This window comes from Phosphitispora sp. TUW77, assembly GCF_048453025.1.
GTDB lineage: Bacteria > Bacillota > Thermincolia > Thermincolales > UBA2595 > Phosphitispora.
Genome location: NZ_CP156677.1, coordinates 2,125,777 through 2,144,396, shown reverse-complemented (window position 1 = coordinate 2,144,396; position 18,620 = coordinate 2,125,777). Strand labels below are relative to the sequence as shown.

Below are 18,620 nucleotides of genomic sequence, written 5' to 3'. Positions count from 1 at the left end.
GTTAAGTCATACAGACTCCGCCTTCCGGAATACATCCACCCCCTCTCGTAATAAGAATTGTGAGGTTCAAAAACAATACAAGCCTCTACAATGCATTTGTTGCTGAGTAGAGGTTTTTTTGTATAATGAAAACCCCGCTAAGCAGGTGTTTCAGACTTATACTCAAAATGCAAAAAAGAGGATTTTTGCGGATTTTTATAGAAGAAATTGGAAAGGAGGTCAAAAATGGATAACAGAAAAGAACAGGAACGTGCAGAGTTGCATCGTACCATTTGGAATATTGCCAATGATTTGCGGGGTAGCGTGGACGGATGGGACTTCAAGCAGTATGTCCTCGGTATGCTGTTTTACCGCTATATATCTGAGAATATCACTGCCTATATCAATTCCGGAGAGCACGAAGCCGGGGATACCACGTTTGACTACGCCAAGCTATCTAAGATCGATGCAGAGCAAGCGCGCGAAGATTTAGTCAAGACGAAAGGCTTCTTTATTCTGCCGAGCGAGCTTTTCGAGAATGTTCATGGTCGTGCGAAAAATGATGAAAATCTAAACGAAACGCTGGAACGAATCTTCAGCAATATTGAGGCATCTGCGCAAGGAACGGATAGCGAAGATGATTTCAAGGGCCTATTTGACGATATTGACGTAAACAGCAATAAGCTCGGCGGCACAGTGAGCAAGCGCAATGAAAAGCTGGTCAAGCTCATGAATGGCATCGCCGAGATGAAGCTCGGTGATTATAAGGATAATACGATTGACGCATTCGGTGATGCCTATGAGTTTCTAATGGGCATGTACGCTTCCAACGCCGGAAAGAGCGGCGGCGAGTATTACACACCACAGGAGGTTTCCGAACTGCTTACCAACCTTACACTGGTGGGAAAAACCGAGGTTAATAAGGTCTATGACCCTGCGTGCGGCTCCGGATCTTTGCTTCTGAAGTTTGCTAAGATTCTGGGAAAAGAAAACGTGCGTCAGGGCTTTTTCGGACAGGAGATCAATATCACTACCTATAACCTCTGCCGTATCAATATGTTCCTGCACGATATCGATTATGATAAGTTTGATATCGCCCACGGCGATACGCTGACTGACCCGCTGCACTGGGATGATGAGCCCTTTGAAGCCATCGTATCAAATCCGCCCTATTCCATTAAGTGGGAAGGCGACGGCAATCCGATTTTAATCAACGACCCGAGGTTTTCCCCTGCGGGAGTGCTCGCACCAAAATCCAAGGCAGACCTTGCGTTTATCATGCACAGTCTTTCCTGGCTGGCTACTAATGGAACTGCAGCGATTGTTTGCTTCCCCGGCGTGATGTATAGGGGCGGGGCAGAACAAAAAATACGGCAATACTTGATTGACAACAACTACATTGACTGCGTGATCCAGCTGCCGGGCAACTTGTTTTACGGCACAAGCATTGCCACCTGCATTATGGTGCTGAAAAAGTCCAAGGCGGAGAACAGCACTTTGTTTATTGATGCATCAAAGGAATGTGTGAAGGTCACCAACAATAACAAGCTGACGCAGGAAAATATAAATAAGATAATTGCATCATATGCAGAAAGGTCAGACAAAGAGCATTTTGCAAAGCTTGTACTTAATTCCAATATTGCCGAACAGGATTACAATCTTTCCGTTTCCACATATGTGGAACAGGAAGATACAAGAGAAATTATTGATATTGTTGCCCTTAATGCCGAGATAGAGGCAATTGTGGCGCGTGAACAGGTTTTGCGTGACGAGATTGCTAAAATCATTGCGGAAATCGAGGTGGGAGCATGAATCAGGAGTTTCAATTTTTAGTATATCGTTCCGCTGAAGAAGATGTGTCCGTAGATGCGGTTATCAAAGACGAAACGATTTGGTTGACACAAAAGGCTATGGCTGAATTATTTGGCGTACAAATTCCGGCAATCAGCAAGCATTTAAAGAACATATTTGAAGATGGCGAGCTTGATGAAAAAGTGGTTGTTTCCAAAATGGAAAGAACCACTGCGCATGGAGCAATGCCTGATAAAACACAGACTAAAGAAGCGCAATTCTATAATCTTGACGCAATAATTTCAGTTGGCTACCGTGTGAATTCTAGAAGAGCCACACATTTTCGCATCTGGGCGACTGGAATATTGAAAGAGTATATCACAAAAGGCTTTGCTCTTGATGATGAACGGTTGAAGCAAGGGAAAACAGCCTTCGGGAAAGATTATTTCAGAGAACTGTTAGAGCGTGTTCGGTCAATTCGGGCCAGTGAACGCCGTATGTGGCAGCAAATTACAGATATATTTGCCGAGTGTAGTATTGACTATGACAAAGATTCCCCAGTAACGCACGATTTTTATGCCATGGTACAAAACAAATTCCATTATGCTATTACTGGACAGACAGCTGCTGAAATTGTCTATTCAAAAGCTGACAGAAATAAAGAAAACATGGGATTAACTACATGGAAAAACGCACCGGAAGGACGTATTCTGAAAACAGATGTTATTGTCGCTAAAAATTATTTGAAAGAAACGCAGATAAGAAGGCTGGAAAGGACAGTTTCGGGTTATTTCGATTATATAGAAGATTTGATTGAGCGGGAGAACACTTTCACAATGGAGGAGTTTTCTGCAAGTATCAATGAATTTCTAGCCTTTCGCAAATATGAGATTTTACCGGACAAAGGTAAAGTTTCAAGGCAAATGGCCGCTGAAAAAGCTGGGGTTGAATATGCCGAATTCAACAAAACACAGAAGATCATATCGGATTTTGACCGTGAAGTGAAACGGCTGATGGAGAAGGGCGGCAATGCCAATGAGTAAACTGGAAGAACTGATTGCGGAGCTTTGTCCGGATGGAGTGGAATATAAGGCGTTGGGCGAATTCGGCACAATGATTCGTGGCAACGGGTTGCAAAAGAAAGACTTCACGGAAACGGGTGTGGGCTGTATACATTATGGTCAGATTTACACGTATTTTGGAACATATGCAGACAAAACAAAAACTTATGTTTCGCCTGATCTTGCCAGACAGTTGAAAAAAGTTAATACTGGCGATTTGGTAATTGCTATTACCAGCGAGAATGTAGACGATGTGTGCAAGTGTGTCGCATGGCTTGGAGACGAGGAAATTGTTACAGGTGGCCACGCTGCAATTTTCAAGCACAATCAAGATCCTAAGTATCTTGCATATTATTTCCAAACGGTGGCTTTTTTTAGACAGAAGAAGAAAATCGCAAACGGTACTAAGGTCATAGAAGTTTCACCTCAAAAGTTAGAACAAGTTAGTATTCCCCTCCCGCCTCTGCCTGTGCAGTGTGAAATTGTCCGGATACTGGACAATTTCACGGAGCTTACAGCGGAGCTTACAGCGGAGCTTACAGCGGAGCTTACAGCGGAGCTTACAGCGGAGCTTACAGCGCGGCGCAAGCAATACGAATACTACAGGGACAAGCTGCTAACCTTTAAGGAGAAATCGGCATGAGTACATATAACATTGTGGCTTCAACCAATGAAAGCACAGTTGTTGCGGAATATACACCAGAATACAGCACCCGCTTGGAGTCGTATCAGAGCGAGGCTGACTTAGAACGTGAATTTATCCGCTTGCTGACCTCTCAGGGGTACGAATATCTTAACATACACGATGAAGCGGGGCTGATTGCCAATCTCCGCAGACAGCTTGAACTGCTTAACAGCTACGCCTTTTCAGACGGGGAATGGGACGGGTTTTTTGCTGAGTGCATCGCCAGCGCCAATGAAGGCATTGTGGAAAAAACCCGGAAAATCCAGGACGACCATGTCCAGATTTTGTGCCGCGACGATGGCACCACCAAGAATATCTATTTACTGGATAAAAATAATATCCATAATAACCGCTTGCAGGTCATCAACCAGTATAAGGAATCAGGCGGTACGCATGAAACGCGATACGATGTGACAATCCTCGTAAACGGACTGCCGCTTGTTCATGTAGAACTGAAACGGCGCGGTGTTGACATCCGGGAGGCCTTCAATCAGATCAACCGCTACCAGCGCGACAGCTTTTGGGCTTCCACGGGCTTGTTTAAGTATGTACAGGTTTTCGTAATCTCCAACGGTACACATACAAAGTATTACAGCAACACCACCCGGGACGCGCATACTAAGGAGCAAACAGGCAGTGGCCGTCGACGGAGCAAGAAAACAAGCAACAGCTTTGAGTTTACGAGCTTTTGGGCGGATGCAAATAATAAAGCCATTGCCGATCTTGTTGATTTTACTAAGACATTTTTTGCCAAGCACACCCTGCTGAATGTGCTGACCAAATATTGCGTATTCACTTCAGAGGAATTAATCCTTGTCATGCGTCCGTATCAAATCGCGGCAACCGAGCGCATTTTGTCCCGTATTACAATATCGACCAACTACAAGAAAACGGGAACGATGAATGCGGGTGGTTATATCTGGCATACGACCGGTTCCGGCAAGACCCTGACCAGTTTTAAAACGGCGCAATTAGCCACAGCCTTGCCCTATGTAGACAAAGTATTGTTCGTTGTTGACCGCAAAGACCTGGACTATCAGACGATGAAGGAATATGACCGCTTCGAAAAGGGTGCGGCAAACGGCAACACGTCAACGAGGGTTCTGCAGCGGCAGCTGGAAGACAAGAATGAAAAAGGCAATCCCCATGAATACAAGATTATCGTCACAACGATTCAAAAATTGGATGTATTTATCCGTAAAAACAAGCAGCATGACATCTACAAAAAGCACGTTGTATTGATATTCGATGAGTGCCATCGCTCTCAGTTTGGTAATATGCACCAGGCCATTACAAAGAGCTTTAAGAACTACCATATCTTTGGGTTTACTGGAACGCCGATTTTCGCCGCGAATGCCGGAACAGGTGGCAACCCGCTGCTTCGGACAACCGAGCAGGCTTTTGGCGAAAAACTGCATACTTATACCATCGTTGACGCTATTAATGACAGGAATGTGTTGCCGTTCAGGATCGACTTCATCAATACTATCAAGAAACCTGCCCAAATCAAAGACAAACAGGTGCATGCTATAGACAGTGAAAAAGCCTTGGCAGACCCCCAGCGAATTAGTGAAATCGTTACATATATTTTAGAACACTTTGACCAGAAGACAAAGCGCAGCAGTTTCTATACGTTTTCAGCTAAATGGGAAGAAGCTGACAAGCAAAATCCCAAGACGATTATTGAAAAGCGTGAAACAAGGTGTGTAGCAGGGTTTAATTCCATATTTGCGGCCGCGTCAATCCCGATGGCTATAAGGTACTACGCTGAGTTCAAGAAGCAGATTGCAGAAAAGAAACGTAATCTCACCATTGCTACCATTTTCAGCTTCAGCGCAAATGAGGAAGACCAGGATGGTGTGCTGCCGGATGAGGATTTCAATATAGATAACCTTGAGCAGAGTTCACGCGATTTTCTTGATGCGGCAATCAGGGATTATAATACTACATTCAATACGAATTATGACACGTCATCTGATAAGTTTCAAAACTACTACAAAGATCTCTCCCTTCGCGTGAAAAACCGCCAGGTTGACCTGCTTATTGTGGTTAATATGTTCCTGACAGGCTTTGACGCAACCACGCTCAACACGCTGTGGGTGGATAAAAACCTGAAACAGCATGGACTGATTCAGGCGTTTTCGCGGACGAATCGTATTTTAAATCGCGTAAAGACCTTTGGCAATATTGTCTGTTTTCGTGACTTGAAGGAGGCCACAGACAAGGCCATTGCTCTTTTCGGCAATAAGGACGCAAGAGGTATTGTGCTGCTAAAAACATACAGCGAATACTATAACGGCTATGATGAGTATGGCGAACACAAGCCGGGCTACGAAGAACTGATAACTGACCTTACTGAGCAATATCCGCTGGGACAGGCCATCATCGGCGAAGAAGCGCAAAAGGGCTTTATCAGATTATATGGGGCGATTTTAAGGCTCCGGAACATCCTTTCGGCCTTTGATGACTTCGCAGGAAATGAAATTTTGCCCGAAAGAGATTTTCAAGACTACCAGAGCATCTATATCGATTTGTATCAAGAATTTAAGAAAGGCGCCGACGGCGACAAAGAAAGCATCAATGACGACATTGTGTTCGAGATTGAGCTCATCCGGCAGATCGAGGTGAACATTGACTATATTCTCATGCTTGTGGCGAAATATCATGAATCTAACTGCAAGGACAAGAGCATTCTTACAACTATCGATAAAGCCATTAATTCGAGCATGGAGCTTCGCAGCAAGAAAGAACTTATTGAGCATTTCATAGAACAGGTCAATATATCGACAAAGATAGATGATGATTGGCGTAAATTTTTGCATGAGCGCATGGAAACGGATATCACAGAAATTATTGAAGAAGAGAAGTTAAAGCCTGAGGAAACCAGGCGTTTCATAGACAATGCCTTTCGCGATGGAGCCCTGAAAACGACAGGCACGGCCATTGATAAAATCATACCGCCTGTATCACGTTTTTCCAGTGGCGGTCGAGCAGTCAAGAAACAGGGCATTATTGACAAGCTTCTCGTATTTTTTGAGAAGTATTTGGGATTGGTATAGCCTGAGCCTATTTCCTTTTGAATGTGGATTGCCATCCAGAAGTATTTAACATGCTCCGACAAATTAAGTCTCTTGAAAAAACCTGATAAATATTATCATATAAGTACAAATGATAATATTTATAAAGGATGATGCCAGGTGGAGTATTCAGAAGGGAGCATCATAGAGGAGCTGCATTTGTTTGAATATTAAATTGTAATAAGGAGAGGGGGGGATATATTCCTCCGGCGGGCAACGTCTCAACCGGTTACCCAAACCCTCTGCAGCGGCTTTGGACCGGTTGACGACAGACTCCGCCTTCCGGAACACATCCCCCCCTCTCGTAATAAGAATTGTGAGGTTCAAAAACAATACAACCCTCTACAATGCATTTATTGCTGAGTAGAGGGCTTTTTTATTTCAAAAGGATGGAATGGTTGTTAATCATCTGTAAAGGTAAATAATTCATCTATGGTTGTATTCAAAGTTCTGGCTATATCATGTGCAAGCTTCAATGAAGGATTATATTTCCCTTTTTCCAAGTGGATTACTGTTTCTCTGCGAACACCTACTGCTTTAGCAAGATCTTCCTGAGTCATATTTATTTTAACTCGAAACTCTTTGATTTTAGTTTGTAGTGACATTAATCATTAATCACCTGTCCTTCATAAACTTTCAAGGATATTACAAATACTAGAATAATAAGCAAAAAGTTTATTGAAAACGCAATAGCATAAACCTTAAAGTCTGGTATAAATGCAAATATTATATTTGTTAGAGCGTATACAATTAATGAGGAAATAAAGCAGTTTTTTGCTGCTTTATTTATATTGGTTTCAAGTCTTTCGTCATTAAGATATTTGCCAAATCCAAAAAAACCAAAAAAGCCAAAGAAGCCAATCAGTCCCATGTTACCGGTAACTAGACTCAAGAGACCTATAAATCCTAACAACCCTAAATACTTAGGCCAACTAGTTTTCATATAGCCACCCCCTAATGTTATAAATAGATAACTTTATGTTATAAATATATCACATTGCGGGTGTATTGTCAAATGCTGTTTGCCACTCAAATAGAGGGAGCGTAATTAAATCAAAAAAACATCCTTGCCCCCTAAAAACTCAGAAACACAACCAATAGAGATTATTATCAGAGGGCACACAACATATTGTGCAAAAATGAGATTTTGTCAATAATAGCAAGAAAACAAGGGATATTCAGTTAAAATAATTTAAAAAAAACTCTAAAGTTTAGGAGGAGTTTATTCGATTATAGAGAATAGTAGTGGTATAAAGTGGGGGTAAGTGGGGAAGAGTGTTTCAGAAACCCGCTTTTGTGGAGGCAGGTGAAAGGCCATGTTTGTGGGGGAGTATCAACATACTGTAGATGCAAAAGGAAGGCTGATTATCCCCCAAAAGTTCAGGGATGGTCTTGGTGAAAAGTTTATTGCTACAAAAGGACTGGATAACTGCTTATTTGTTTACCCCATGGAAGCCTGGCAGCAAATTGAACAGAAATTCAAAACAATTCCATCAACAAGCAAGGATGCCAGGGCTTTTGCAAGACTGTTTTTTTCGGGAGCCACTGAATGTGAACTGGATAAACAGGGCAGGATATTACTCCCGGTGAACTTAAGGGAACACGCCGCATTGGAAAAAGATGTGGTTGTATTGGGAGTATCCACCAAGGTAGAGATTTGGAGCAGAGAAAACTGGAATAAATACAGCAGTGAAGCTGAGCCAGCTTATGAGGAAATTGCAGAGAAAATAGTAGAGTTTGACATTGGTATTTAATGACTAATAATATTAAATGTTTAAACGTAAAATGTTTAAATGTGAAATGTTTAGAAGGTGAAGGCGGGATGAATTTCCACCATGTTCCTGTAATGTTGGATGAGGTTATGACGTACCTGGATATTAAGCAGGGTGGAACATATGTAGATTGCACACTGGGTGGAGGCGGGCACACAATAGAGATAATAAAGAAAATCCAACCCGGTGGCCTGGTTATTGGTATTGACCAGGATCCCAATGCATTAGAAGCTGCACGAAAAAGGCTGCATAGTTATGGTAAGAGGGTTGTATATGTTCACAGTAATTATTACAGGTTAAAAGATGTTTTCGCACAATTGAATCTGAGAGAAGCAGATGGAGTGCTTTTTGATCTTGGAGTGTCATCACATCAGCTTGATGAGGGAGAACGGGGTTTCAGCTATATGCAGGATGCGCCCCTGGACATGCGGATGAATCCGGAAGATCCTGTAACAGCAGAGCATATTGTTAATCAAAAGACTGAAGACGAATTAAACGGATTAATCAGAGAGTATGGGGAAGAAAAATGGGCCAGAAGGATTGCCCGGTTTATTGTAGACTATCGGGAGAAAAGTCCCATACATACAACAGGAGAGCTTGTGGAAATTATCAAAAAGGCTGTCCCGGCAGGTGCCAGAAGGGAAGGCCCGCATCCGGCAAAACGTACTTTTCAGGCTTTGAGAATTGCGGTTAACGATGAATTGAACAGGTTCAGGAAAGCACTGTATGAGGCTGTCGATATTTTAAGGCCCGGAGGACGGGTTTGTGTGATATCATTTCACTCCCTTGAGGACAGAATTGCCAAAGAGGTTTTCCGGGAATTATCAAAATCATGTATCTGTCCTCCCGGTTTGCCTATTTGCACTTGCAATAAAAAGCAGGAGCTTAAAGTCCTTACCGGGAAGCCTGTATTACCCACACCGGAAGAGCTGAAAGTCAACCCGCGCGCCCGAAGCGCCAAACTCAGAGCAGCGGAAAAGTGCTGAGTTCTAAACAATGGGGAGGATGAATAAGTTTGTTAGTAGCTAGAGAATGTTTTGACTACCGGAATCTTCCGCGGGAACAGCATAATAACAGGACCGTAGTAAGGAAGGTCCGGAGGGTTAAGGCAAAACCTAAGTTTGTTTATTGTGTTATAGCAGTAGTTACTCTTTGCCTTGCATTTTTGCTTGTTTACCGGAATGTGGAGATTGCCTCGGCAGGATACGATATCATAGCTCTGAGAAACCAGCTTCAGGAACTGAAGACTGAAAATCAGATATTACAGTGTAAAATTGATGAGATGAAATCACTTGAAAACATAGAGTATTTGGCCACTGTCAAGCTGGGTATGGAAAAACCTGAGCTGACAGAAGGAGTTGAATTTGTCCCTGTCGAATCTTCTAAATTCGGCTCAAATGGTTTGACGGGGATTGCTTCTGCTGCTGAGGTTTTGGAAGAGCCGGTGGAAGAACAGCAGAAAAGAAATTCCCTGGTTCAGGCCCTAACTAGTCTAATCAACGGATGATCGGGGTTTAAACCTGGCGGAGTTGAAGCAACCAATAGAAAAAAGAGGGGTTGACTTCAGGTGCAGGCCACAAGTATAGTCATTAGGAAACGGGTCACCAAACTTTTTATAGCTGTTGGTGTTGTTCTTTGTTTATTGATCGGAAGACTGGCGTGGATACAGTTCGTCCGTGGTGAGGAACTGAAAGAAAAAGCCAAGCTGAACCGTATGGACGACATTCCCATACCGGCTGAGCGGGGTACTATATTTGATAGGAACGGTGAAGAGCTGGTGGTTAGCATCAGCTCCGATTCTATTTGTGCCTTTCCGCCTCTAATAAAGGATGGTGACCCCGAAAAAACAGCAAGGGAAATTGCCGATATTCTTGGTATGGAATATGAAACGGTATATAAAAGGATTACCAAGGAAACTAATTTTGAATACATTAAAAGAAGAGTTGATCCTGAAATTACCCAGGAACTTAAGAAACTAAACCTTCCTGGGATTGATGTCATTGAGGAAAGCAAGCGCTCATACAGCAAAGGGAAACTTGCTTCTCACATTCTTGGCTTTGTGGGGTATGACAACAAAGGACTTGATGGTTTGGAAGTCAAGATGGATGAGTATTTGTCAGGTACCCAAGGGCGTATTATTATCGAAAAAGATGCCAGGGGCAGGCAGATTCCGCAGGCTCTCCATGAACGAATTTCTCCTGTGCCGGGAAATAATGTCTGGCTTACCCTGGATGAAACTATACAGTATTTTGTGGAAAGGGAACTGGATAACATAATAGCCCAGTATGAACCTAAGAGTGCTTCTATAATTGTGATGGAGCCTGAAACCGGGGCCATCCTGGCCATGGGCTCCAGGCCTGATTATGACCCGGCAGATTACGCCAGTTACCCTGCTGAAAACAGGCGTAATGTGGCTATAATGCTTAATTATGAACCCGGTTCTACTTTTAAGATTATTACTTCTGCCGCTGCTCTTGAGGAAGGGGTTGTAAGGCCTGATGACAGGTTCTATGACCCTGGGTTTGCAATAGTAAGTGACCGCCGCATAAAGTGCTGGAAATACCCCCAGGCACATGGGGCCCAGTCGTTTGAGGAAGTTGTCATGAACTCATGTAATCCCGGTTTTGTTGAAGTAGGGCTGAAACTGGGCAGTGAAAAGTTTTACCGGTATCTAAATGCTTTTGGTTTCGGGCAGAAGACCGGTATTATCCTTAGTGGGGAAAGTAAAGGGATTGTTATTCCGGAGAAGGATGTCAAACCTATAAATATTGCTACAATTGCAATCGGCCAGTCAATATCGGTGACCCCCCTCCAGCTAATTACGGCAATGTCGGCTGTGGCCAATGATGGTATTCTCATGAAGCCCAGGATTATTGAAAAAATAACTGATAACAAAGGAAACGTTGTTCAAGAGTATATCCCCGAACCTGTCAGGCAGGTCATATCAAAAGATACAGCCGGACAGCTGTCACTGATACTTGAAAAAGTAGTTAATTCAGGCACCGGTAAAAATGCCTATCTTGCAGGCTATCGGGTAGCCGGGAAGACCGGGACGGCACAAAAGGCAGGACCGGGAGGATATGTTCAGGGCAAGTATGTGGCTTCATTTGCCGGATTTGCACCGGCAGATGATCCCAGGATAGCTATTCTGGTTATTATCGATGAACCTAAACCGGGCCTGCACTATGGTGGGCAGCTTGCGGCACCGGTATTTAAAAATATTGCCAAAGATGCATTGCGTTATCTTAATGTAACACCTGAACTCAGTGAGGAAGAGATACAAAAAAGAGAAGATCAGACTCAGGTGCTTGTTCCTGATCTTGTTAATACTGCTCTGGAAGATGCCCAGGTGATTCTGAGGGAAGCAGGGCTTCAGGCGAGGATTGAGGGTGAGGGGAACTGGGTCAATAACCAGCAGCCTAAAGCCGGGGCCAAGATACCGGCAGGGTCTGAGGTAATTATATATCTGGGGCAGCGCGGGGGGGATATTCCGGAAGGCCAGGAGCGTACAGTCCCTGACCTGACCGGTATGACTATGAGGGAGGCAGGACAGCTTCTGGGAAGTTTGGGCCTTCACCTAAACCCTGAGGGAACAGGGATCGCTGTGGAACAGAACTTGCCTCCCGGAACCAAGTTGAAGTCAGGGGCATCTGTAACTGTTATTTTCTCTTCCCCTGTTTGGGAACCATCTCCGTAATGAATTTTTTTGACGGGATTAGATGTTGGAACATCCAATCCCGCTGCATATTTATGGATAAATTGGTATTTTGATGCCAATAATAAGGAATGCATGATATTTTAGCTGGAGGTTGCTATGAAAAGTATATATGATTTAATAATAGACCTGGATATTATAGAAACGAAGGGGAACCTTGATACAATGCTGTCCTGTCTAAGCTATGATTCCAGAAAGGTAGTGCCGGGATGCGGCTTTGTTTGCGTGGAAGGCTTTAAAAGCGATGGCCATAAGTATGTTCCGTCTGCTTTGGAGCAAGGCGCTACCGCAGTAATAGCACAAAAACCTGTAGAAGTCCCTGAGGGGGTACCCCTGGTTATTGTGCGGGATACGCGAAAGGCACTGGCATTAATGAGTACTGCCATGAATGATTACCCTTCCCGTAAACTTACTATGGTTGGGGTGACAGGAACAAATGGGAAGACTACTACAACATATCTTGTTGAACGTATATTTGAGGAGGAAGGATATAAGGTTGGTCTTATCGGGACCATTATTAATAAAATTGATAAAAAGGTATTTCCAGTCACCAATACTACTCCGGAATCCCTGGACCTCCAACTGCTCTTGAAAGAGATGGTTGACACCGGGGTTACCCATGTCGTTATGGAAGTATCTTCCCATGCGCTGGAGCTTGGTCGTACAGAGGGTGTGGAATTCGACAATGCCGTCTTTACAAATGTTAGCCAGGATCACTTGGATTTTCATGGAAATATGGAGAACTATTTAAAAGCTAAGGCAAAGCTGTTTGCTGCTCTTGATAGTAATATTAGGAAAAAAATACCCAAATATGCTATTATTAATGCAGATGATCCCAGTGCTAAAACTATCATAGAAGCCACCAAAGGGCGAATTTTGACTTATGGTGTGAAAAATGATTGTGATATCAAGGCATTTAATATTAATTTAAGGGCAGACCGGGCAGCATTTGATGTGGCAACACCAAAAGGAGACTTGTATTTGGAAATCAATTTACCGGGTATGTTTAATATATATAATTCTCTGGCTGCTTTAGCGGTAGGGGTTTCCAGGGATATTGGGCTTGGTTCGATAAAAACGGCACTGGAATCTGTAAAGGGTGTCCCCGGGCGGATGGAAAAGGTTTCTGAAGGGCAGGAGTTTAGCGTACTTGTTGATTATGCACATACTCCCGACGGGCTGGAAAACATCATTAGGGCTGCGCGTGAGTTTGCCCGAGGACGGGTCATCACGGTTTTTGGCTGCGGAGGCGACCGGGACCGGACGAAGCGCCCGGTTATGGGAGAAATATCTGCCCGGCTGAGTGATTATTCTATCCTAACTTCAGATAACCCCAGAACAGAAGACCCGTTTTTTATCATATCACAGATAGAAGAAGGAGTTAGGAAAGCGGTTGACAGGTCAAAATACTCTGTTATCCCTGATCGCAGGGAAGCAATAGGAAGTGCGGTTAAAATGGCTGAAGCAGGAGATGTAATCCTTATAGCCGGGAAAGGCCATGAGACTTATCAGATAGTTAATGATAAAGTTAACCACTTTGATGACCGTGAGGTTGCCAGGGAGATGTTAAAAAAGTATAATTAAGAGATATAATTGTAAATAGAGGTGTATGTTGTATGTATGAATTCACTGCAGGAGTAATTGCCGGAGCAGTATCGGGGGAAATATTGCAGGGCGATCCGGGTATTGTATTTAAACAGGTATCCACTGATACCAGGCAGATTAATGAGGGAGACCTCTTTATTGCGTTAGTGGGTGAACGTTTTGATGCCCACAATTTTATTGATAGCGCCATTTCCCAAAAAGCTGCCGGAGTAATAGTCAGCAGGGAGGTTGATACTGGAGCATGGCATGGTCCGGTCATCTTGGTCAGGGATACCCTTAAGGCTTTACAGGACCTGGCGGCACATAACAGGAGCCAATTTAGAGGCTTGGTGATAGGGGTTACCGGAAGCAATGGAAAAACCACTACAAAGGATTTGATTGCTGCTGTTCTGGAACAAAGGTATGCTGTGCTGAAGACTGAGGGTAACTTGAACAATCACATTGGACTGCCTCTGACGCTTCTCAAAATGGATGATAATTATGGTGCCGCTGTGCTGGAGATGGGTATGAGGGGGCTTGGGGAAATCGACCTTCTGGCCGGGATTGTTAAGCCTGATGGGGCTGTAATTACAAATATCGGTGAAACACATCTGGAAAGGCTTGGCTCTGTTGCCAATATAGCCAGGGCAAAGGGTGAAATCCTTGATCATATCGAGATTGAAGGATTTGCAGTACTCAATGGGGATGACCCATTGGTTCGTGATCAGGCAGGGAGATGCAAGGGACGGGTAGTGTTTTACGGCACTAATGGAGATATGCCGTTTACTGCTCAAGATATCAGGAGTCCGGAGGGTAGAAGTATAAGCTTTACAGCTCTGACTCCTGAAGGGGAAATTGACCTGGATCTTCATGTTCCCGGCAGGCACAATGTCCTTAATGCTTTGGCTGCCGTCTGTGTAGGCTTTGAGGCAGGGGTTTCTCTCAGTGAGATAAAAAATGGACTTATGAATGCCAGGCTTACATCTATGAGGCTATCAATTATTGAGGGCGCCAGAGCAACGGTGATTGATGATTCTTATAATGCTAATCCCGTATCTGTTAAGGCTGCACTGGAAATTCTTGCTGAAATGGGCAGGGACAAAAGAAAAATTGCTATCCTCGGAGACATGTATGAATTGGGCACACGGGTTTATGAAGGACACCGTGAGGTTGGTGAAACGGCGGCGGACAGGCAGGTGGAGGTACTGGTTACAGTTGGCGAATTAGCCCGTGAAATAGCCCTGGGGGCTGCTCTGACAGAAAATCCCCCTGCGGAGATTATAAGTTTTAATACCGCCGGGGAGACCAGGGAAATTCTGGCCAAGGTAGTCCGGAAAGGTGATGTGGTTCTTGTTAAGGGTTCGCGCGGGGTTAAGATGGAGAGTATTGTGGAATATCTCCTTAAGATGACATAAAACGTTCCGGGGGGAGAATTTGTTGGAAGAAATTATTTATGGTTTCGGGTTGGCTTTGATAATCAGTTTTTTAACAGGGCTACTGCTGATTCCTATGCTGTACCGGATGAAGTTTGGGCAATATATAAGGGATGATGGACCAAAGAGGCATTTTCAAAAGGCCGGCACACCTACTATGGGCGGAGTGCTGTTCTTAGCTGGGGCTGTTGTAGGCACATTGGTTTTCGCACCTAAAACAGGTCAGGTATTTCTGGTCCTGGTGACTACCCTGGCATATGGAATGATAGGATTTGTTGATGATTATATAAAAGTGGTTTTGAGGAGGTCACTGGGACTGAGGGCCCGTGAAAAGCTGGCCGGACAGTTGGGAGTGGCCATCATAGTGTCACTGGCTGCTGTGTTTTTCCTTGGCAGGGGGACAGAGCTGGTTATTCCTTTTTCGGGGTACAGGTTTGATATTAATCCGGTTTGGTATATATTATTTACATCTTTAATAGTAATTCCCGGGACTGTTAATGCGGTCAATTTTACGGATGGTCTTGACGGACTGGCTGCAGGATCGGTGTCAATATCAATGTTGGCATTTATTCTGGCTGCAATTATGACAGGTCTTCATGGGGTAGCAGTATTCGGGGCATCACTGGTTGGTGGCTGTCTGGGTTTTTTGAGATACAATACCCATCCGGCTCGTGTCTTTATGGGTGATACCGGTTCCATGGCGCTGGGAGGGGCTTTGGCATCAATGGCTGTAATCACCAGGATGGAATTGTTTATTCCACTGATAGGATTCCTGTACGTTGCTGAAATACTATCAGTTATGATACAAGTTTTATCTTTTAAGACTACCGGGAAAAGAGTTTTCCTGATGAGTCCGCTGCACCATCATTTTGAGCTAAAGGGTTGGCGGGAACAGAAAGTAGTCAGGGTGTTTTGGCTGGCTGCCTTAATTAGTGCTGCTATAGGACTATTAGGAATGCATAATATTGGCTGACCGAGAAACTGAACAGAATGAGAGCTGGAAGAATGAGAAGAAAATGGGATATAAGTGAATGGGAAAATATTAAGGTGTTGGTGGTGGGGATGGCTAGGAGCGGTATTGCTGCTGCTGCCTTTCTTGCCGGGAAAGGAGCCGGTGTAGTACTTACCGATAAAAAAACCAGGGAGGAACTGAACGATATCCTTGACCAGGTGCCGGAAACTGTTGAAATTATTGCTGGAGAATATCCGGAGTTCGGGGCCGGTGATTACGACTTTTTGGTGGTCAGCCCGGGTGTCCCGCTGAACATACCTCCTTTGGAGCGAGCGTTTGATTTGGGTATTCCTATTTATGGTGAACTGGAACTGGCTTACTGGTTTGCGGCATCTCCTATTGTTGCTGTAACAGGGACAAATGGGAAAACAACCACGACATCACTTGCCGGGGAGATTTTCAGGAAAGCCGGCAGGCGTGTCTGTGTTGGCGGCAACATAGGTCTGCCCCTGGTGCTGGAAGTGGATAAGTACGGTTTTAAAGATATTATTGTAGCTGAAGTGTCCAGTTTTCAGCTTGAGTGTATTAAGGAATTCCGGCCCAAAGTAGCTGTTATTCTTAATTTTACACCTGACCATCTGGATAGGCATGGTACAATGGAAAATTATACGGCTGCTAAGGCCAGGATATATGAGAACCAGGACGTAACGGATTATACAGTACTTAATTATGACGACCCTGGAGTTGCCGCGTTAAGTGAACAGACTTCGGGAAAAGTAATATTTTTCAGCCGGAGGCATAAGCTAAAAGAAGGAATATTTGTTGAGGACGGGCAAATTATGGCAGCATTCGGCGAAAATGCCGAACCGGTTTGTTTGGTCAAAGAAGTTTTTATCAGGGGGGCACATAACCTGGAAAACGCACTGGCAGCAACTGCTGCCGCTTATGTAATGGGTGTTCCGGCAAAAGTTATCGGGATGACCCTAAAAAGCTTCCAGGGAGTGGCGCACCGGCTGGAACCTGTTGCCGAGTTTGATGGGATCAGGTTTATCAATGATTCTAAGGGAACAAATCCCGATGCCTCAATAAAGGCCCTCGAAGCTTATGATGAACCTATAGTACTCCTGGCCGGCGGCAGGAATAAGGGCAGTGATTTCAGTGAGTTTGCCCGGAGAGTTAAGGAAAATGTGCGCAGTCTGATAGTCTTTGGAGAATGCAGTGAGGAACTGTGTCAAGCTGTTAGTGAGACCGGCTTCACACAAATCCTTGAGGCTAAAAGTTTTGATGATGCTGTCAGGATGGCTGCGGCAGAAGCCAGGGCCGGGGAAATAGTGCTTTTGTCACCGGCCTGTGCCAGTTGGGATATGTTCAGAAACTTCGAGGAGCGGGGAGAAAGATTTAAAGAGATTGTACTCAGTTTAAGGAGGTAATACTCTTTGTATCCTCGGAAAAAGTCGCCTGATATTCTCTTGTTTGGTGCTGTTGTTTTATTGCTGGGTATTGGTGTGGTCATGGTTTATAGCGCCAGTCAGGTTACTGCTTATGAGAAACTTGACGATACTTTTTATTACCTGAAAAAACAGGCGTTATGGGCTTTGATAGGAATTACCGCAATGGCCCTGGTGATGAAAATTGATTATTGGAAATACAAGAAATGGGCAGTTCTTTTTTTAATACTGGCCTTTATACTTCTTATTGCTGTAGTGCTTCCCGGTATTGGGACCAGTGTTAAGGGTGCCCAGCGATGGCTGGGAGTCGGGTCTATGAGAATTCAGCCTTCAGAGGTAATCAAACTATCTCTGGTAATTTTTATGTCATATGGTTTGACTAAGAACCGCAGCCGCATCAAGCAGTTCACCTCAGGAATGCTTCCATACCTGGCAATTCTGGCTGCGGCATGTATATTGATTTTACTGCAGCCTGATTTGGGAACAGCTGTATCTCTTGCCGGGACTGTATATATAATGCTGTTTGCCGCAGGGGCAAGGGGTAAACACCTATTTTACCTTGCTATGGCAGGGCTGGCGGCGGTCGGTCTGGCAATTATCCTGGAACCATACCGGATGAGCCGGTTCCTTGCCTTTTTGGACCCATGGGCAGACCCGCGTGGAACAGGGTTTCATATAATACAGTCATTGTATGCGATTGGCTCCGGAGGGTTATTTGGTCTGGGCCTGGGACAGAGCCACCAGAAGTTTTTTTATCTCCCTGAGCAGCATACGGATTTTATATTTGCTGTTTTGGGTGAGGAATTAGGGTTTTTTGGAGGAGCGTTTGTAATTCTTCTGTTCCTGGTTTTTGTATGGAGGGGTTTTAAAATTGCCCTGAGTACTCAAGATCCTTTTGCCAGTTTGCTTGCGGTAGGTCTTACATCTATGATTGCCCTTCAGGCCATTATTAATATAGGGGTTGTTACCGGTTCTCTGCCGATTACAGGGATACCGCTGCCTCTGCTGAGTTTTGGGGGTTCATCTCTTGTCTTTACACTGATAGGTGTGGGGATTCTTTTGAATATTTCACGGTATATTTCTTCACGATAATTTGATAAGTCCCGACAAATGGGGAGGAGAG

General features: G+C 44.3%; 15 protein-coding genes. 13 read left to right on the top strand and 2 right to left on the bottom strand.

Going from position 1 to position 18,620, the window contains the following annotated elements; translation table 11 throughout:
• Nucleotides 1–225 precede the first annotated feature (225 nt).
• From ABFY19_RS10370 to ABFY19_RS10355, 4 genes are read left to right on the top strand one after another with little or no spacing between them, the layout of a single operon-like run.
• Nucleotides 226–1,791, top strand: a complete 1,566-nt coding sequence (locus ABFY19_RS10370) for a type I restriction-modification system subunit M (protein WP_418790579.1) — start codon at nucleotides 226–228, stop codon at nucleotides 1,789–1,791.
• Nucleotides 1,788–2,813, top strand: coding sequence for a virulence RhuM family protein (locus ABFY19_RS10365; RefSeq protein WP_418790578.1), 1,026 nt, complete (start codon nucleotides 1,788–1,790; stop codon nucleotides 2,811–2,813). Before ABFY19_RS10370 ends, ABFY19_RS10365 begins: the two co-directional genes overlap by 4 nt.
• A complete protein-coding gene (locus tag ABFY19_RS10360; protein WP_418790577.1) occupies nucleotides 2,800–3,474 on the top strand; it encodes a restriction endonuclease subunit S in 675 nt (224 codons plus the stop codon). The genes ABFY19_RS10365 and ABFY19_RS10360 overlap by 14 nt, the downstream gene beginning before the upstream one ends.
• Entirely contained in the window at nucleotides 3,471–6,575 is a 3,105-nt protein-coding gene (locus tag ABFY19_RS10355) for a type I restriction endonuclease subunit R (RefSeq protein WP_418790576.1), read from the top strand. Before ABFY19_RS10360 ends, ABFY19_RS10355 begins: the two co-directional genes overlap by 4 nt.
• 419 nt (nucleotides 6,576–6,994) lie before the next feature.
• On the opposite strand, the gene ABFY19_RS10350 is transcribed toward ABFY19_RS10355, so the two are convergent.
• Entirely contained in the window at nucleotides 6,995–7,198 is a 204-nt protein-coding gene (locus ABFY19_RS10350; RefSeq protein ID WP_418790575.1) for a helix-turn-helix transcriptional regulator, read from the bottom strand.
• Nucleotides 7,198–7,536 (bottom strand): DUF3796 domain-containing protein, encoded by a 339-nt coding sequence (locus tag ABFY19_RS10345; protein ID WP_418790574.1) that lies wholly within the window; start codon nucleotides 7,534–7,536, stop codon nucleotides 7,198–7,200. Before ABFY19_RS10345 ends, ABFY19_RS10350 begins: the two co-directional genes overlap by 1 nt.
• A 373-nt stretch (nucleotides 7,537–7,909) precedes the next feature.
• On the opposite strand from ABFY19_RS10345, the gene mraZ reads away from it, so the two are divergent.
• The 9 genes from mraZ to spoVE all read left to right on the top strand — a co-directional run bounded on the left by mraZ (nucleotide 7,910) and on the right by spoVE (nucleotide 18,589).
• A complete protein-coding gene (gene mraZ, locus ABFY19_RS10340; RefSeq protein WP_418790573.1) occupies nucleotides 7,910–8,347 on the top strand; it encodes a division/cell wall cluster transcriptional repressor MraZ in 438 nt (145 codons plus the stop codon).
• Nucleotides 8,348–8,415: 68 nt separating this feature from the next.
• Nucleotides 8,416–9,351 carry a 16S rRNA (cytosine(1402)-N(4))-methyltransferase RsmH gene (rsmH, locus tag ABFY19_RS10335; RefSeq protein ID WP_418792589.1) on the top strand — a complete coding sequence of 312 codons (936 nt, stop codon included), beginning with the start codon at nucleotides 8,416–8,418 and terminating at the stop codon, nucleotides 9,349–9,351.
• Between the two features lie 29 nt (nucleotides 9,352–9,380).
• On the top strand, nucleotides 9,381–9,872 hold the full coding sequence (locus tag ABFY19_RS10330; RefSeq protein ID WP_418790572.1) for a hypothetical protein: 492 nt from the start codon (nucleotides 9,381–9,383) through the stop codon (nucleotides 9,870–9,872).
• A gap of 60 nt (nucleotides 9,873–9,932) precedes the next feature.
• Nucleotides 9,933–12,062, top strand: coding sequence for a stage V sporulation protein D (locus ABFY19_RS10325; protein WP_418790571.1), 2,130 nt, complete (start codon nucleotides 9,933–9,935; stop codon nucleotides 12,060–12,062).
• A 117-nt stretch (nucleotides 12,063–12,179) separates the two neighbouring features.
• A complete protein-coding gene (locus ABFY19_RS10320) occupies nucleotides 12,180–13,664 on the top strand; it encodes a UDP-N-acetylmuramoyl-L-alanyl-D-glutamate--2,6-diaminopimelate ligase (RefSeq protein ID WP_418790570.1) in 1,485 nt (494 codons plus the stop codon).
• Between the two features lie 32 nt (nucleotides 13,665–13,696).
• The gene (locus tag ABFY19_RS10315; RefSeq protein WP_418790569.1) at nucleotides 13,697–15,079 is read left to right on the top strand and encodes a UDP-N-acetylmuramoyl-tripeptide--D-alanyl-D-alanine ligase; all 1,383 of its coding nucleotides are present in this window, start codon (nucleotides 13,697–13,699) and stop codon (nucleotides 15,077–15,079) included.
• A 19-nt stretch (nucleotides 15,080–15,098) separates the two neighbouring features.
• Nucleotides 15,099–16,070, top strand: coding sequence for a phospho-N-acetylmuramoyl-pentapeptide-transferase (mraY, locus tag ABFY19_RS10310; RefSeq protein WP_418790568.1), 972 nt, complete (start codon nucleotides 15,099–15,101; stop codon nucleotides 16,068–16,070).
• Nucleotides 16,071–16,087: 17 nt separating this feature from the next.
• Nucleotides 16,088–17,479 carry a UDP-N-acetylmuramoyl-L-alanine--D-glutamate ligase gene (gene murD / locus ABFY19_RS10305; protein WP_418790567.1) on the top strand — a complete coding sequence of 464 codons (1,392 nt, stop codon included), beginning with the start codon at nucleotides 16,088–16,090 and terminating at the stop codon, nucleotides 17,477–17,479.
• A 6-nt stretch (nucleotides 17,480–17,485) separates the two neighbouring features.
• On the top strand, nucleotides 17,486–18,589 hold the full coding sequence (gene spoVE / locus ABFY19_RS10300; protein WP_418790566.1) for a stage V sporulation protein E: 1,104 nt from the start codon (nucleotides 17,486–17,488) through the stop codon (nucleotides 18,587–18,589).
• The last annotated feature ends 31 nt before the right edge of the window (nucleotides 18,590–18,620 follow it).

Bases quoted from the DNA above. Each gene is read 5' to 3' on its own strand.
- ABFY19_RS10365 (WP_418790578.1), top strand. From the start codon at position 1,788: ATGAATCAGGAGTTTCAATTTTTAGTATATCGTTCCGCTGAAGAAGAT.
- ABFY19_RS10315 (WP_418790569.1), top strand. From the start codon at position 13,697: ATGTATGAATTCACTGCAGGAGTAATTGCCGGAGCAGTATCGGGGGAA.
- ABFY19_RS10360 (WP_418790577.1), top strand. From the start codon at position 2,800: ATGCCAATGAGTAAACTGGAAGAACTGATTGCGGAGCTTTGTCCGGAT.
- murD (WP_418790567.1), top strand. From the start codon at position 16,088: ATGAGAGCTGGAAGAATGAGAAGAAAATGGGATATAAGTGAATGGGAA.
- rsmH (WP_418792589.1), top strand. From the start codon at position 8,416: ATGAATTTCCACCATGTTCCTGTAATGTTGGATGAGGTTATGACGTAC.
- ABFY19_RS10320 (WP_418790570.1), top strand. From the start codon at position 12,180: ATGAAAAGTATATATGATTTAATAATAGACCTGGATATTATAGAAACG.
- ABFY19_RS10345 (WP_418790574.1), bottom strand. From the start codon at position 7,536: ATGAAAACTAGTTGGCCTAAGTATTTAGGGTTGTTAGGATTTATAGGT.
- ABFY19_RS10350 (WP_418790575.1), bottom strand. From the start codon at position 7,198: ATGTCACTACAAACTAAAATCAAAGAGTTTCGAGTTAAAATAAATATG.
- ABFY19_RS10370 (WP_418790579.1), top strand. From the start codon at position 226: ATGGATAACAGAAAAGAACAGGAACGTGCAGAGTTGCATCGTACCATT.
- ABFY19_RS10355 (WP_418790576.1), top strand. From the start codon at position 3,471: ATGAGTACATATAACATTGTGGCTTCAACCAATGAAAGCACAGTTGTT.
- mraZ (WP_418790573.1), top strand. From the start codon at position 7,910: ATGTTTGTGGGGGAGTATCAACATACTGTAGATGCAAAAGGAAGGCTG.